Genomic DNA, 12,880 nt, shown 5'->3' with positions numbered 1-12,880 from the left:
ACGAACCAGTAACTCGGTTCGGTGGCGCGTCATCGTGTTGACGCTCGCTCGGTCACTGTCTGCCGACGAATGCGTGTTCGCCTTCGACCCCAACTCGGCAGCGATTGCTGGAATGTCCTGTGAGTCGACTGCACCGCTGGCCTCGAGGGCCGCAAGGGAGTTCGGGAACTCGCGGAGAGTTTTGTGGAGTGCGACGCCTGTTTTTAAGTTCTACCCCATCACGACGGGAATCCGACTGTGGCCGGGGGCAGGTCGCCGACAGCGAACAGGCCATCGACAGACGTGCGGCCGTGGTCGTCGACGACCGACTGTGCCGTCGTCCGCGAGTTCCGCGCCGAGCGACGTCGTCGGGTCGTTGTTGTACTTGGAACGAACGTCGGCGAACACGTGAGTGTTGGAGCGTGGTTTCAGGTAACCAAACGTAACTAGAGTACAATACGTAACTATATGCCGATCCAGTACGAGTACAGGTACATGAGCGAGCCGACACAGAAACTGGAAATCTGGTGTGCAGGCAAAGACTGGTGTCCCGTCACGGCGACCGCGACGCTGATCGGAAAAAAGTGGCACACTGTCGTGCTCCACCGACTGCTTGATAACGGACCGCTTGGATTCAATGCGCTCAAAGACGAAGTCGGCGGGATCTCGAGTAAGGTCCTCTCGGACGTGCTCGAGGATCTCGAACAGAAACAGCTGATCAACAGGGAGATCGTCAACGAGAAACCGGTCCGCGTCGAGTACTCGCTGACCGACGTCGGCGAATCACTCGAGTCGGTGATCATGGAGATGGCTGACTGGGGGCAAGAACACCTGATGCCTGCAGCGACCGAAGACAGTTCGATCGCATAGGACGACTCGATTCCCAGACACACCGATCACGAACTCGTCAATGACGCTTTCGAGGACGTCGCCCTCACGAACTGCCCACCGTTTTCGGTGACGTCTCGAACGGACACCCCACTGTAGTTCTCAGAGAGGGGTGAGGAACCCGTAACCCCGTTACTCGTCCGTTCGCGTGCATTTTTATGAATCCCGCCGGTGCTAGAACGTGTAATGACGAACGCAGCAATCGTAATCCTCGCTGGTACTGAATCGCACGCTGACATGGGCCGTCTCGTGAACGGACTCGAGGCAGCAAAGGAATTCGCACAAACAGATGGCGACGACGTCGAACTCATTTTCGATGGGGCGGGAACGCAGTGGATTCCAGAACTGGAAGACGAAGAAAGCGACTATCACGAGCTGTATCAAGCCGTTCGAGAAGACGCCGCAGCGTGTGACTTCTGTGCAGGTGCGTTCGGTGTCGAAGACGCGATCAACGAGACGGACATTGTGACGCTCGATGATCACGATGGTCACCCGAGCGTTCGATCACTTGTCGATGATGACTACGAAATTATTACATTCTGACCTGAAAACGACGGTCTCGATACCGGCAGTGGCTTCGGCCTAATCAACAACGACTCCTCGAGCGCCTACCGAGCGGTTCGGCGCCTGTCCGGAGTCACTCACCGAAGGTCACTCGTGTAGTCTCTTCGGTCGTCTGTTCGAAGTAATCAGTCGCCGTGATCGTCACCTCGTACTCCGTTTCGGATCCGTCGCCGTCACGATCCCGAAGCGAATCCGTGCCCGATGCTTCTCCGTCCCGTGCCATCGAACTCGAGTCGTCGACGACCTCGGCGTCACCAACACGATGTAACTCGAGGACGACACCGTCGAGTTCACCACCCTCGTCAGAGACAGCCCACTCGACGACGGCTTCGGGCGATCCGAGGAAGTCGTCGATCGTGACCTCGAACTGGTCGATACTCGGTGCTGGCGATCGCTCGTCAAGGGTGATGCGGTCGGTCTCCTCGGTGACGTTGCCCTCGCTGTCGGTAACCGAAAGCGTCACGTCGTAGGCTTCGCCGGCTCCCTCAAGGCGGTCGCTGTGTCGGACCGTGTGGACGCCGCTTTCTTCGCCGGCTTCGATTTCCGTTGCGACGCGGTGGAGCACGTCGTCCTCGTCGGCATAACGTAACTCGGTGGCGACGAGTTCGAGTGCATCGTCGCGATCCGAGACACCCCAGTGGACGTTACACCGGACGAACTGGTTCGTACTGTCGTCGGCGAGCTCGAATCGGTCGATCGCCGGCAGTCCCGGCTCCGGATCGGTTTCGAACGCCACCGCATCGCCTGTCTCTCGGTCCTCGCCACTCTCGACGACCGCCCGGACCTCGTACTCGGTTTCGGGTTCGAGACTCGAGAGTGTGTCTTCGAACGCCCCGATCGCCTCGAGAGACTGGGATTCGGTCGGCTCCCACTCGTCGTCGCCCTCGACCCGGACGCTACAGGAGACCGCAACCGAGTCGGTGTCGCCCATTCCCTTGAGGTTCCCGGCGACCGTGGCCGACCGATGATCGACGACGTCGACGTCCTCGATTTCGACGGCGAGTTCCGCGAGCCCGGTCCTGAACGTCTCGACGTTCGCCCTTGTGGTCTCACCGTCGTCGTCCACGAGTGCCCGGACATCGTACGCGGTGTCGGGATCCAGCCCGTCGACTGTAGTACTGAACGTTTCTCCCTCGAGCGTCTCCGATTCGGTTTCAGTCCACTCGGCGCTGTCAGCGTCACGCCACTGAAAAGAGACCACAGCAGTGTCAGCATCCTCGAGCGATCTGACCGATCCGTTGAGCGTCGCCGTGTCCGCCCGAATGTCGGTGACGTCCTCGGTGACGACAGGCTCGAGTTCCTCGAGGGCGTCAAAGGCATTGAGGAGGCCGTACCCTTGTTCGTCGTCGTCGAAGCCGAGGTCGTCGGCAGTCTCCTGGAGGATACCACGGACGCCACCGGGATTATCGACATCGTCCGTGTTTTCGACGTGGGGGAGACCGCGGCTCATTAGCTGAGCCCCAATGGCTGCGACGTGGGGCGCCGCCATGGACGTGCCGCTCATGTAGGTGTACTCGTCTCCGGGCCGGGTCGACAGCACATCCTCGCCTGGAGCGACGAGCTCAACGCTGTCGCCGCGGGCTGACCAGTCTGGAACCTCGTCGCGGTCGTTCGTCGCACCAACGGCGATACACTTCTCGTAGCCGGCAGGGTAATCGACCCCGCCCAGCGAGCCCTCGTTGCCCGCTGCGGCGACGACGAGCACCCCGCGCTCGTAGGCGTATTCGATGGCGTCCTCGAGCACCTGTGCCTCGTCGCTCCCGCCGAGGCTCAGGTTGATGACGTCGACGTCGTTGTCACCACACCACTCGATGGCGGCAGCGATGTCCGAATCGTAGCCGGAGCCATCGCTTGCGAGAACTTTGAGCGCACAGAGATTGACCTCGGGAACGACGCCGATGACGCCGACTCCGTTGTCCAGTGCCCCGACAGTTCCCGCACAGTGGGTGCCGTGGCCGCTCTCGTCGTCCCAGTCGGTGGCACAGCCGGCTCCGTTGCACTCGGCAAACGCCTTGCCTTCGTCAACCTCGAGACACTCATGTTCTGGATCGATTCCAGAATCGAGAATTGCGACGGTTGCCCCGTCGCCGGTCTCCCCCATCCCGTGAAAATCGGTGGCTCCGATGCGTTCGACGCCCCACGGCGACCGCTGTTCGCCCTCGATCTTCACTGCTTCGGACGGTGAGACGGCACTGTGGACCTGCGGTCGGCGGACGTAATCTCGCTCGACGTACCTCACGTCGGAGCGACCCTCGAGGTCCTGGCGCATCTCGTCGTCGAACGCCCCAACGACGACGCTCCCCGCCGACGCGAACTCCATCGACCGGTACAGCTGCGTCGCGTTCTGGGAGACGCTCGCAGCCGAGGTTCCCGACTCGAGGCCGACAACGTAGCGCTCGAGATTGTCGTCGCCGTCCCCGTCCGTTTCGTCCCCAGAAACGGTCCCGATACCAAGGGCGCTCGCGAGAGCAACGCCGATCGTGCCGAGGATACCACGTCGGGAGAATCCACGAGAGCAAAGCAGCGTCGAAACGCCGAGCAGAGACAGAAACACCCCCGACGACGCTGTCCACCAGCGGCCAGCAGTGTCCTCGTCACAGTCAGGAGAAATCGTTGGCGTCAGTTCTTCGTCGATCGGGTCGGAACTTCCCTGTTCGGTCATATCGTTCTCGGTTCTGGCTCATTCGGCTACCAACAAGATCATAACTGCAACGTGAACTGGTATCCAGAGTATCGTGAATCGATTCGAATAGTGGTGTGGATTATATGTGGGCCACAGGTCGTGAACTGCTCGAGGAAGCGACGGTTGGTTCCCAACCCAACGTACGTCGGGTGGACGAATCGACGGTCGTTGGCTCCGACTTTCTACGTCTAGAGCGCCTCGTTCAGAGAGTATGAGTAGCGGCGACACCGTTGATATCGAACGCCGTCTCACTGAACTCGAGGCGCTCTGTCGACCCCCGACGAGCGACGGCTCGGCGACGGACCGGATACAGGGCGTGTGCGACGCTATCGTCGAGTTTCTCGCAAACGGGGACGCGGCTGCCGCCGTCTACCTCTACGACGAGCGCAGGGACGTACTCTGCCGGCGAGCCGGATCACCCCACCGAAAGACGTGGGACGCGACGATGTCACTCGAGAGGACGGCGACACCTGTGTGGCAGGCATTCGTCGAGCGTGATCCTGTGTTCGTCGCTGACCTCCTGCCCCGTCCGGCACGACCCGTCCAGAACCCGGACCACGCCCGTGGGACGGTGGCCCCAATCGGTTCCCACGGCATCGTCCTCGCTGGCACGACGGAAAAAGAGCGACCAACACGGCTCAGTCATTCGTTCACACGGCTTGTTGGAACCACCGCCGGGACGGTACTGGATCGCATCGACGACGAACGGCGAGTCGACGACTGTAAGCGACAACTCGAGGCATCGACGGTCGCTAGCGAGCGACTCGTCGCCACAAACGCGCTCCATCACGACGTCGGCCGAACGATCCGAACGGCGTGGACTCGCGCGGACCTCGAGGAGCGCGTCTGCAAACGGATCGTGACGGACGAACGCTACGCGTTCGCCCGGATCGCCGAGATCGACGAGGTGACCGAACAGGTATGCGATCGGGTACAGGCTGGCATCGAGAAGGGCTACCTTGAAAGCCTCGAGAGTGATGCCGACACTCTTGCCGACGATGGCGAACCGATGGCCACCACGATCCGAACTCTTGAGACCCACACCGTCTCTCACCTGCTTGGAGACGACACCGGCGAACGCTGGCGACGTGATGCGATCACGAGGGGCTACCGATCGGCCATCGGAGTCCCCCTCGTCTTCCGGGAACGGTGCTACGGTGGTCTGGTGGTGTACAGTGACCGAGCGGCTGCGTTCGACGGAATGGACGAAGAGGTCTTTTTTGAGCTCGGTGCAGCAGTCGCCCATGCGATCAATGCTCTCGAGGCGAAGACCGCCCTCGTTAGTCGTGGCGGCGTCGAACTCGAGTTTCGAGTCCGTGATCAGGAGTTCCAATTTCTCGAGTGGGCGCGAGAAACCGGCTGTACGTTCGAGTTCGAAACGGTTGTCTCACGCCCTGATGGATCGATCCACGGGTTCTTCACCATCGACGGGGCTCCCACCGAAACGATTCTCGAGCTAGCAAGTCAGTCACCGGCCGTCACCAAAACCCACCTGGTCACGGAACGGGACGGCAAACAGCTGTTCGAGTGTACCTTCACCGAGGACAGCGTCGTCGCCCAGTTGCTCGAGTACGGCGTCGTTCCACGATCGATCTCGACATCCAGGGCTGCTGCCCGTCTGGTCGTCGCCCTCCCGGAGAGCACGAGCGTTCGCCTCTTCGTTGACGTGTTCAGTCGCCTGTATCCCGACTCGGAGCTGATCCGTCGCCAGGATCACGAGTACGTCGCCCGCACCCCCTATGGCTTTCTCGCGGAACTCGAATGCAAGCTGACTGCGAAACAGCTCGAGGCTCTCGAGACGGCGTTCGTCAGCGGCTACTTCGAAGTGCCACGTGACGCGACTGGTGCCGACGTTGCCGCGATTCTCGACATTTCCCAACCAACGTTCAACAATCATTTGCGCCTCGCCCAGCGGAAACTGCTCTCGATGGTCTTTTCTGAGCGAGCGTTCCGCGGAACGTGAACAACTCCAATGTGGGTCTGCGATAGTTGGTACGGACTGATGACGAGAATAGAGCGTACACCCGCGTCTTTAGGCGCGCGAGGATGTCAAGTGGGCTCACTCAACAGATGTAGGTCCGACAACACCCAACCACATAGGTGGACAACTCTCGATGATGCGTGCCATTTGTGAGCGTATAGTACCCGTCGAACCCCATCGGCAGCCCACCCAACTGGGACCGGGAACAGCCGTTCGATCGGTACTATCCCCCACCAATGACCTCACATATCAAACTATACGGCTCGAAAAGCGACCGATTCGAAGAAATCAAAACCAATCTCGAACAACAGCTCGGGTACGAACCGTCGAATCCCGAAGTCGTTGGCCTCATTATGGCCACCTACGAGACGGACGAGACTAGCGCGCTCAAAGTCGACAATGCGCTCCTGTGAGAACTGCGGAAGCGCCCTCTCTCGAGCGTACGCTCGCGTACTGGGTGACAACAACGACGGCGTGAGTGCATGTGTACACTGTGTACGGCTGGAACGGCAGCGCTGAGTGTCAAAAGAAACCGAGTTGCTATTTTACCGATTATTCGACCCGCCGAGCTTTCGGAGCACACCGGAGGTGCCGTCTTCGTCTAGCGGAGTTTCCAGAAGACCCGTCGATCCTCCCCCCACTCTCCGAAGTCGAACACCCAGTACAGCTCGGCTGCCCCCTCCTCGAGCTGGTAGGCGACTTTCCCCTCGTGTTCGTCGCCGGCTTCCAAGACCTCCTCGTCGAACCCCTCGAGTGCCCGCACCACTCCTGGTGCGTCCGCGTACTCCCGCCCGAACTCGTCTTTGAGTCGTGCCTGTCCCGGCGAGAGAGTTCGATCCCGTCCGCTTCCGTTCTCGAGGCTAACACCGACAGCAACGACCTCGTTCCCCGCATCGGACTGCATGAACCCGCCGAGATTGTTCCCCTGCTCGAGAGTCGTCACCGTGACTTCGACGCCGGCTGACTCGACCCCCTGAGAGAACCCGAGTGCGTCGACGTCTTGCTCGAACGTTACGGGCTCGTCGGCCGCTGCCTCGAGATCAACGACGGCCGTCTCGCCTCCAATCAACGAGTCGATCTCGAGCACGAGCGTGTCAGCGTCGTCGTCGACCTCGTAAACGATCTCGCCGCGCGTGAGTTCGCCGGGCGCGAGGCGACTCCGAGTCGGGTCGCCCGGCTCGTCGTCGAGCGCGCTGGCGCGCTCGTAGGATTCGCCGTCAGCGTCGACATCGCCGTTGTCATCCCCGTCGGCGATTGCGACGGTAACCGCCTCGTCGACGGCGACAACGTCCTCGCCGCCGGTGTACTGAACCGCGACATCGACAGCCGCAAACACCGTCCCGCTGTCCGCCTCGAGCAGGTCGCCGTCTCCGCGCGCCACGTCGTCGACTCGATCGACGTCGGCAACAACCAACTGAAGGTCGCCAATCTCAAGCACCTCTCCAATCTCGAGGGACTCGTCGCCGTCCTGTGCTACCGATTCGGTCGTGTCGTCCGCCGTTTCGGCGTCGGATTCGTCTTCCGACGCATCGTTCGTCTCCGTGTCGGCCGTGCTCTCGTCGTCTGTTTCGGGTTCGTCGGGGTCGGCGTCCCCGTTACCACCACAGCCGGCGACAGCGACCGTTCCACCTGCGACCAGCGCGATATACGTTCGACGATCGATACGTTTCATACTGATACACCAGTCAGGGATCGGCAAGTACAGTGGGTGAAACGTATCGTCGGGCCGGGGAGAAACGAGGGGAATGGCGTTTGATCGTCGCTGCCCTGTCGGTTCGAACTCGTTCGATACCCCGTTTCTTCGACCGGTCTTCATACCCGTTCGAGGCCCAGTCTCGTATCTAGGCCCATGACAACCTGCCCCTACTGCGACGACTCCGTTCCCGACGATAAGTACGGCGGCCACCTCGAGCGAGTACACGCCGACGAACTGACAGCGATCGACAGACGGCGTGTTGACCTCACGGAAGACGAATCGAACCGTCGGTCCCTGCTACTCTACGCTGGCGCTGGGGTCGTCCTCGTCCTCTTCGTGATCGGGTACGCGGCGGTGTTTCTCGGTCCCGGTACGGCCGCCAGTTCCGCCGCCATCCAACCTGATCCGTCGGCTCCGATACACGAACACGGGACACTGACCGTCCAGTACGACGATACAGTCGTCGCGTTCGACGACCCGGAACTCACCGAGCGCGATAATTGCTTCCACTTTCACGATCACGACGGTGGCGAAATCTGGCATGCCCACTGCGCGGACGTGTCCATTGAGTACGCACTCGAGACGCTCGATATGGACGTGACTGCCGAGAGCGCCACCATCGATGGCCAAACGTTCGACGAGGCCGATGGCGACACTGTTTCGGTCACCGTCAACGGTGAGGACGTCGACCCCCAGGAGTACATCCTTGAAGGCGTCGAGTCGGTCGACGATGCCGCCGATGGGGCCGGAGACCACGTCGAAATCGTCGTCACATCGGGTGGCTGATTGCTGCTCGAGTCCATGTTAATCGTCCACACCGACCGGCGTTCGACCCGGTTCTTCTCTACCCTTCGTCGTCCCCTTTTGATGGGCAGTGCTGAAGAACGTATAGTCTAGCGAACTATCCGCGCTGAACGTGACGGGTATACTAGATATTGGAAAGAAAATATGGTGAGTAACATTGGTGTCCTCACGTTGGCCGCCCTCCTGGTGTTGGCTGGCGTCGTCGCTGCGACTGGCGGCGTCTCCAACGGTGACCAGACCGTCGTCTACTCGTTAGATGACGAGCGGTGTGACGTGACTGAACACTTAGACGAAACCCTCGACGTTACGAATGAACTCGAGGAGAGCGAGAGTCAAAGCGAGAGCGACCGTGATCGATCGAATAACGATCACCGAGAGAACGAACGTGACCGCGATGTCAGCGAGCGCGACAGCGAACGCGACAGCTCGAGCGCACTCGACGAGAGCGACCGCGACACGAGCGAGCGCGACAGCAGTCACGACAGCGAGTACGACCGTGACGGAAGCGAGTCCGAAGTCAACGACCGCGACGAACAGCGCGACGCGACCAGCGAGCGCGATGTCCGCGACGTCGACGAGCACGACCGCACCGTCAACGAGAGTGAGGTCGACGACACGGATGTCGAGATCGACGAAAGCGCAAGCGACAGCGAACGCGATACCACTCAAAGCGACGCGGCTGAGTCCGACGCCGATAGTACGCACAGTGAGACCGACTCGAGTGCAAGCGACAGCGACGCTGCGGAGAGCGAGGCTGGTGCGAACGAGCGTGCGAGCGACGCAGACGAGCGTACCAACTCCACCGACGACAGCGAGCGCGACCGCAGTCAGTTCGGTGTCGACTACGACGACGCGGAGCGCGACACGAGCGAGCATGACCGCAGCGACGTCGAATCGGCTGACAGCGAGCGTGGCGCCGACGACCGTGACCTCGACGAGAGTCGCTCGGACGTGAGCGAACGCGATGCCAGCGCGAGCGACAGTGACGAGCGCGACAGCGACCGCGACGCCACCTCGAGCGACGAGAGCACGACCTCTGACAGCGAGAGCGAGTCGGAACGGATCGACGCAGACCGGTTCGACCGCGACGACGATGGCGACGCACACGAGCGCGCTGACGCCGACAACGAGGCTGAACACGACGAATCCGACTCCAGTGAGGAGACGGCACGCGAAGCCGAGAGCGAGGCGAGCGAATCGGACAGCGCGGACAGCGCAAGCGACGAGCGCGACGCTGATCGGTCCGAACGCGACCGCAGCGAGTTCACCAGCGAGTCGTTCCTGGGCGAGACCTTCGAGTCGGTCCTCGACGAACACGAGGAGACCCGACAGGGAAGCGAGGAGGGACTCGACGAGAGCGAGCGTGACGCGAGCAGCGCGGAGCGTGACAGTTCCCGGAGCGACTTCGACGCCGAGGAGTTCGAACGCGACAGTAGCGAATCCGCGAGCGACCACCGCGACAGGACACTCGACACCACCGACAACGACAACCAACGCACGGAGAGCGACCGAAGCGAACGCGGTAGCGACAGCGAGCGCGACCGTAGCGAGCGCGACGGCAGTACGCACTCCGACGAACGCGACGAGAGTGAACGCGACCGCAGCGAGTCTACGGACTCCGAACGCGAGAGCGAACGCGAGAACGACACCGGGACGGACACGCGTGAAGACACCGACACTGAACGCGAACGGGTCAGTGACCATGACAGCAGCCGTGACGACAGCGAGCGCGACCGCAGCGAGCGGTCCGACGAGAGCGAACGTGAGAGCCAGCGTGATCTCACCGAGAGCGAACGCGACCTCGAGACCCGAGATAGCGATCGCAGCGACTCTGAGACGGACTCCGAGAGCGATCGCGTCCAGAACGAACGCGACCAGACCGAACGCGAACAGACGACTGACTCGGACTGTGAGACGATCTCCGAACGCCTGATCGTCACTGGCGACAGCCCCGCCGAACTCGAGCGCAAGGGCATCCTCGTCGAGAACGATGACGGCAGCTTCGACGTCGACGTCAGTAAACTCGAGTGAGACGAACACCGAACGAACGCCGTTCGGCCCGTGGCTGCGGTTTTTTGACGGATCGATTGCACGAGCCACCGCTCAGACGGATGACGGCCCGTTCGTGGGCAGATCGGTCCCGAGATGCCACATCTCTCCCGTATCTCCCCGTGGCTTCGTCTCAGATTTTTAAGATACCTGCTCGGAGAAAGCAGTGACCTACAGCATAGGTTCGAGCAAAGTATGATACAGAAACTAACAGTCCTCACAATGATCGGCCTGTTGCTGCTGGCCGGCGCGGCCGGCGCAAGCGGCGTGGCAGGAGCGCAGGTAACCGATCGGTGTGACGAAGGGGAACACGTCGACGACGATACATCGTCGTTCGACGAGGACGAAGAATCCGAGAGCGACAGTAGTAGCGAGCGGGATCGATCCAGCAGCGACCTCCGAGAGAGTTCGAGCGATTCGGACGTGAGCACAAGTGACAGTGTGAGTGACAGCTCAAGCGACGCAGACGCAAGCGACGTCGACGTTAGCGAGCGCGACAGCGCGAGCGACTCCGACTCTGACCGTGACGGGAGTTCCCTCGAAGTGAACGACCGCAACGAACAGTCCGACTCGAGCAGCGAGCGTGACGTCAACGATGTCGACGTGAGCGACCGCGACGTGAGCGAGAGCGCGGTTGACGACACGGACGTCCAGATCGACGAAGACGAGAGCGATCTCGACCGTGACGTCAGCGACCGCGAGGACAGCGAGGCCGACCGCGACAGCACACACAGCGAGACCGACTCGAGTGCGAGCGACAGCAGCGCCGACGCGAGCGACGCGAGCGCAAGCGACAGCGCGAGCGACCTCGCAGAGAGTGACAGCACGTCCGACGAGAGCGCAAGCGACCGCAGCGAGGACGTCGTCGATCACGACGACTCCGATGTCGACGTCAGCGAGTCCGACTCGAGTTCCGTCGACGAGAGCGACACTCGAAGCGATCTCGACGAGAGCGCCTTCGACGAGAGTGAGCGCTCCGAGAGTGCCAGCGACGTCAGCGATCAGGACCACGACCTCGACGAGAGCGACAGCGACGAAAGCGCAAGCGACGAAAGCGAGAGTTCCGAGAGCGAGAGTGACTCCTCGACCGACGAGCGTGACGAAGTCGACCGTGGCGCGAACGACCGCGACAGCTTCGACCGCATCGACAGCGACTCTGACTCCGACGCCGAGGAGAGCGAAGCGAGTAGCTTCGACGCGAGCGAGAGCGACCGCAGCGTCAGCGAGAGCGCCTTCGAACAGAGCGACCGTGACGAACTCGAGAGCGACCGCACCCAGAGCGACCGCACCAGCTCCGACGCTGACAGCGACCGCAGTGAAAGCGACGAGTCCGCATTCGACGCGAGCCAGAGCGATCGTCAGGGCTCCGAGAGTTCCCTCGACGAGAGCGACCGCGACGCAAGCAGTGCCGACAGCGATCGGACCGAAAGCACGTCCGACAGCGAAGAGAGCATGAGCGACAGCAGCGAAGCTCAGAGTGACCAACAAGACACCAGCCTAGACACCACCGACAACGACACCGAACGCAGTAGCAGCGCAAACGACGAGAGCGAAGTCTCGAGTGACCGTACCTACAGCGAGAACGACCAGAGCACGACCACTGACAAGAGCGACGCGAGCGAGACCGACCGCAGCAAGCACAGCGACTCGGCACTCGATACCGACAGTGAGAGTGACACTGGCACCGACACCGTCGAACAAAACGACGTCGAGAGCCAATCGAGCAGCGACCGAGACAGCCAGTCCGACCGCAGCGAGTCCGACCGCAGCGAGAGCGCCGACGACAGCGAGTCCGAGAGCACCCTCAACGAGAGCGACAGCGACCACGATGTGGACCAGCGGGACAGCACCCGGAGCGACTCCGACACCGACTCCGAACGCGCCAGCTTCGAGAGTTCGAGCGACGAGAGTAGCTTCGAAGAATCCTACGACTCCAACTGTGGCCACGGCGACTCCAGTTCGAACAGCGACAGCAGCTCCGACAACATCGAGCGATCCGGCATATCCTCGAACATCGGCACAGCAGTCGGTAACCTCCTGTCCGCCATCGGCGTCTAGAGACCCGATTGCAGAATCATCCGCTCTTTTTCACGCGACCGAATTTAGCGAATGGATATACTGTGTCAGGATGTAGTGTCTCGCTGTCTTCCAGGAATCGGTCAATCGGTTCGTCATCGCCGGATTCCTCACGGGTGCAGTCACGATTCTTCCAGTGTGACGCCTCGAGCGACGTGAT

Annotated in this window: 10 protein-coding genes; 8 read left to right on the top strand and 2 right to left on the bottom strand. The window is 61.5% G+C overall.

Annotated elements, in window-relative coordinates; translation table 11 throughout:
• The first annotated feature begins 474 nt into the window (after positions 1 to 474).
• Both DV706_RS17390 and DV706_RS17385 read left to right on the top strand, forming a co-directional pair.
• On the top strand, positions 475 to 849 hold the full coding sequence (locus DV706_RS17390) for a winged helix-turn-helix transcriptional regulator (RefSeq protein ID WP_049889896.1): 375 nt from the start codon (positions 475 to 477) through the stop codon (positions 847 to 849).
• A gap of 204 nt (positions 850 to 1,053) precedes the next feature.
• Positions 1,054 to 1,410 (top strand): DsrE family protein, encoded by a 357-nt coding sequence (locus DV706_RS17385; protein ID WP_006067013.1) that lies wholly within the window; start codon positions 1,054 to 1,056, stop codon positions 1,408 to 1,410.
• 94 nt (positions 1,411 to 1,504) lie between these two features.
• On the opposite strand, the gene DV706_RS17380 is transcribed toward DV706_RS17385, so the two are convergent.
• Positions 1,505 to 4,093 (bottom strand): S8 family peptidase, encoded by a 2,589-nt coding sequence (locus tag DV706_RS17380; protein WP_006067014.1) that lies wholly within the window; start codon positions 4,091 to 4,093, stop codon positions 1,505 to 1,507.
• Between the two features lie 232 nt (positions 4,094 to 4,325).
• Between DV706_RS17380 and DV706_RS17375 the strand changes: the two genes are divergently transcribed.
• The 3 genes from DV706_RS17375 (at position 4,326) to DV706_RS22580 (ending at position 6,614) form a co-directional block, all read left to right on the top strand.
• Positions 4,326 to 6,077, top strand: a complete 1,752-nt coding sequence (locus DV706_RS17375) for a bacterio-opsin activator domain-containing protein (protein ID WP_006067015.1) — start codon at positions 4,326 to 4,328, stop codon at positions 6,075 to 6,077.
• A 254-nt stretch (positions 6,078 to 6,331) separates the two neighbouring features.
• Positions 6,332 to 6,508 carry a hypothetical protein gene (locus DV706_RS21845; RefSeq protein WP_169331120.1) on the top strand — a complete coding sequence of 59 codons (177 nt, stop codon included), beginning with the start codon at positions 6,332 to 6,334 and terminating at the stop codon, positions 6,506 to 6,508.
• The gene (locus DV706_RS22580) at positions 6,495 to 6,614 is read left to right on the top strand and encodes a DUF7563 family protein (protein ID WP_449406818.1); all 120 of its coding nucleotides are present in this window, start codon (positions 6,495 to 6,497) and stop codon (positions 6,612 to 6,614) included. The genes DV706_RS21845 and DV706_RS22580 overlap by 14 nt, the downstream gene beginning before the upstream one ends.
• Before the next feature lie 82 nt (positions 6,615 to 6,696).
• Here DV706_RS22580 and DV706_RS17370 read toward each other — a convergent pair whose 3' ends face one another.
• Entirely contained in the window at positions 6,697 to 7,767 is a 1,071-nt protein-coding gene (locus tag DV706_RS17370; RefSeq protein ID WP_083902064.1) for a DUF4352 domain-containing protein, read from the bottom strand.
• Between the two features lie 177 nt (positions 7,768 to 7,944).
• Here DV706_RS17370 and DV706_RS17365 point away from each other — a divergent pair, with 177 nt between their 5' ends.
• From DV706_RS17365 to DV706_RS17355, 3 genes are all read left to right on the top strand, one after another.
• Positions 7,945 to 8,577: a hypothetical protein gene (locus DV706_RS17365; RefSeq protein WP_006067017.1), complete on the top strand. Its 633-nt coding sequence runs from the start codon at positions 7,945 to 7,947 to the stop codon at positions 8,575 to 8,577.
• 162 nt (positions 8,578 to 8,739) lie between these two features.
• Positions 8,740 to 10,626, top strand: a complete 1,887-nt coding sequence (locus DV706_RS17360) for a hypothetical protein (protein ID WP_006067018.1) — start codon at positions 8,740 to 8,742, stop codon at positions 10,624 to 10,626.
• Between the two features lie 213 nt (positions 10,627 to 10,839).
• On the top strand, positions 10,840 to 12,702 hold the full coding sequence (locus tag DV706_RS17355; RefSeq protein WP_006067019.1) for a hypothetical protein: 1,863 nt from the start codon (positions 10,840 to 10,842) through the stop codon (positions 12,700 to 12,702).
• Positions 12,703 to 12,880 lie beyond the last annotated feature (178 nt).

The sequence above is a fragment of the Natronorubrum bangense genome, assembly GCF_004799645.1.
Classification (GTDB): Archaea; Halobacteriota; Halobacteria; order Halobacteriales; family Natrialbaceae; genus Natronorubrum; species Natronorubrum bangense.
This window is presented reverse-complemented; position numbering and strand designations above follow the sequence as displayed.

Bases quoted from the DNA above. Each gene is read 5' to 3' on its own strand.
- DV706_RS17390 (WP_049889896.1), top strand. From the start codon at position 475: ATGAGCGAGCCGACACAGAAACTGGAAATCTGGTGTGCAGGCAAAGAC.
- DV706_RS17385 (WP_006067013.1), top strand. From the start codon at position 1,054: ATGACGAACGCAGCAATCGTAATCCTCGCTGGTACTGAATCGCACGCT.
- DV706_RS17380 (WP_006067014.1), bottom strand. From the start codon at position 4,093: ATGACCGAACAGGGAAGTTCCGACCCGATCGACGAAGAACTGACGCCA.
- DV706_RS17375 (WP_006067015.1), top strand. From the start codon at position 4,326: ATGAGTAGCGGCGACACCGTTGATATCGAACGCCGTCTCACTGAACTC.
- DV706_RS21845 (WP_169331120.1), top strand. From the start codon at position 6,332: ATGACCTCACATATCAAACTATACGGCTCGAAAAGCGACCGATTCGAA.
- DV706_RS22580 (WP_449406818.1), top strand. From the start codon at position 6,495: ATGCGCTCCTGTGAGAACTGCGGAAGCGCCCTCTCTCGAGCGTACGCT.
- DV706_RS17370 (WP_083902064.1), bottom strand. From the start codon at position 7,767: ATGAAACGTATCGATCGTCGAACGTATATCGCGCTGGTCGCAGGTGGA.
- DV706_RS17365 (WP_006067017.1), top strand. From the start codon at position 7,945: ATGACAACCTGCCCCTACTGCGACGACTCCGTTCCCGACGATAAGTAC.
- DV706_RS17360 (WP_006067018.1), top strand. From the start codon at position 8,740: ATGGTGAGTAACATTGGTGTCCTCACGTTGGCCGCCCTCCTGGTGTTG.
- DV706_RS17355 (WP_006067019.1), top strand. From the start codon at position 10,840: ATGATACAGAAACTAACAGTCCTCACAATGATCGGCCTGTTGCTGCTG.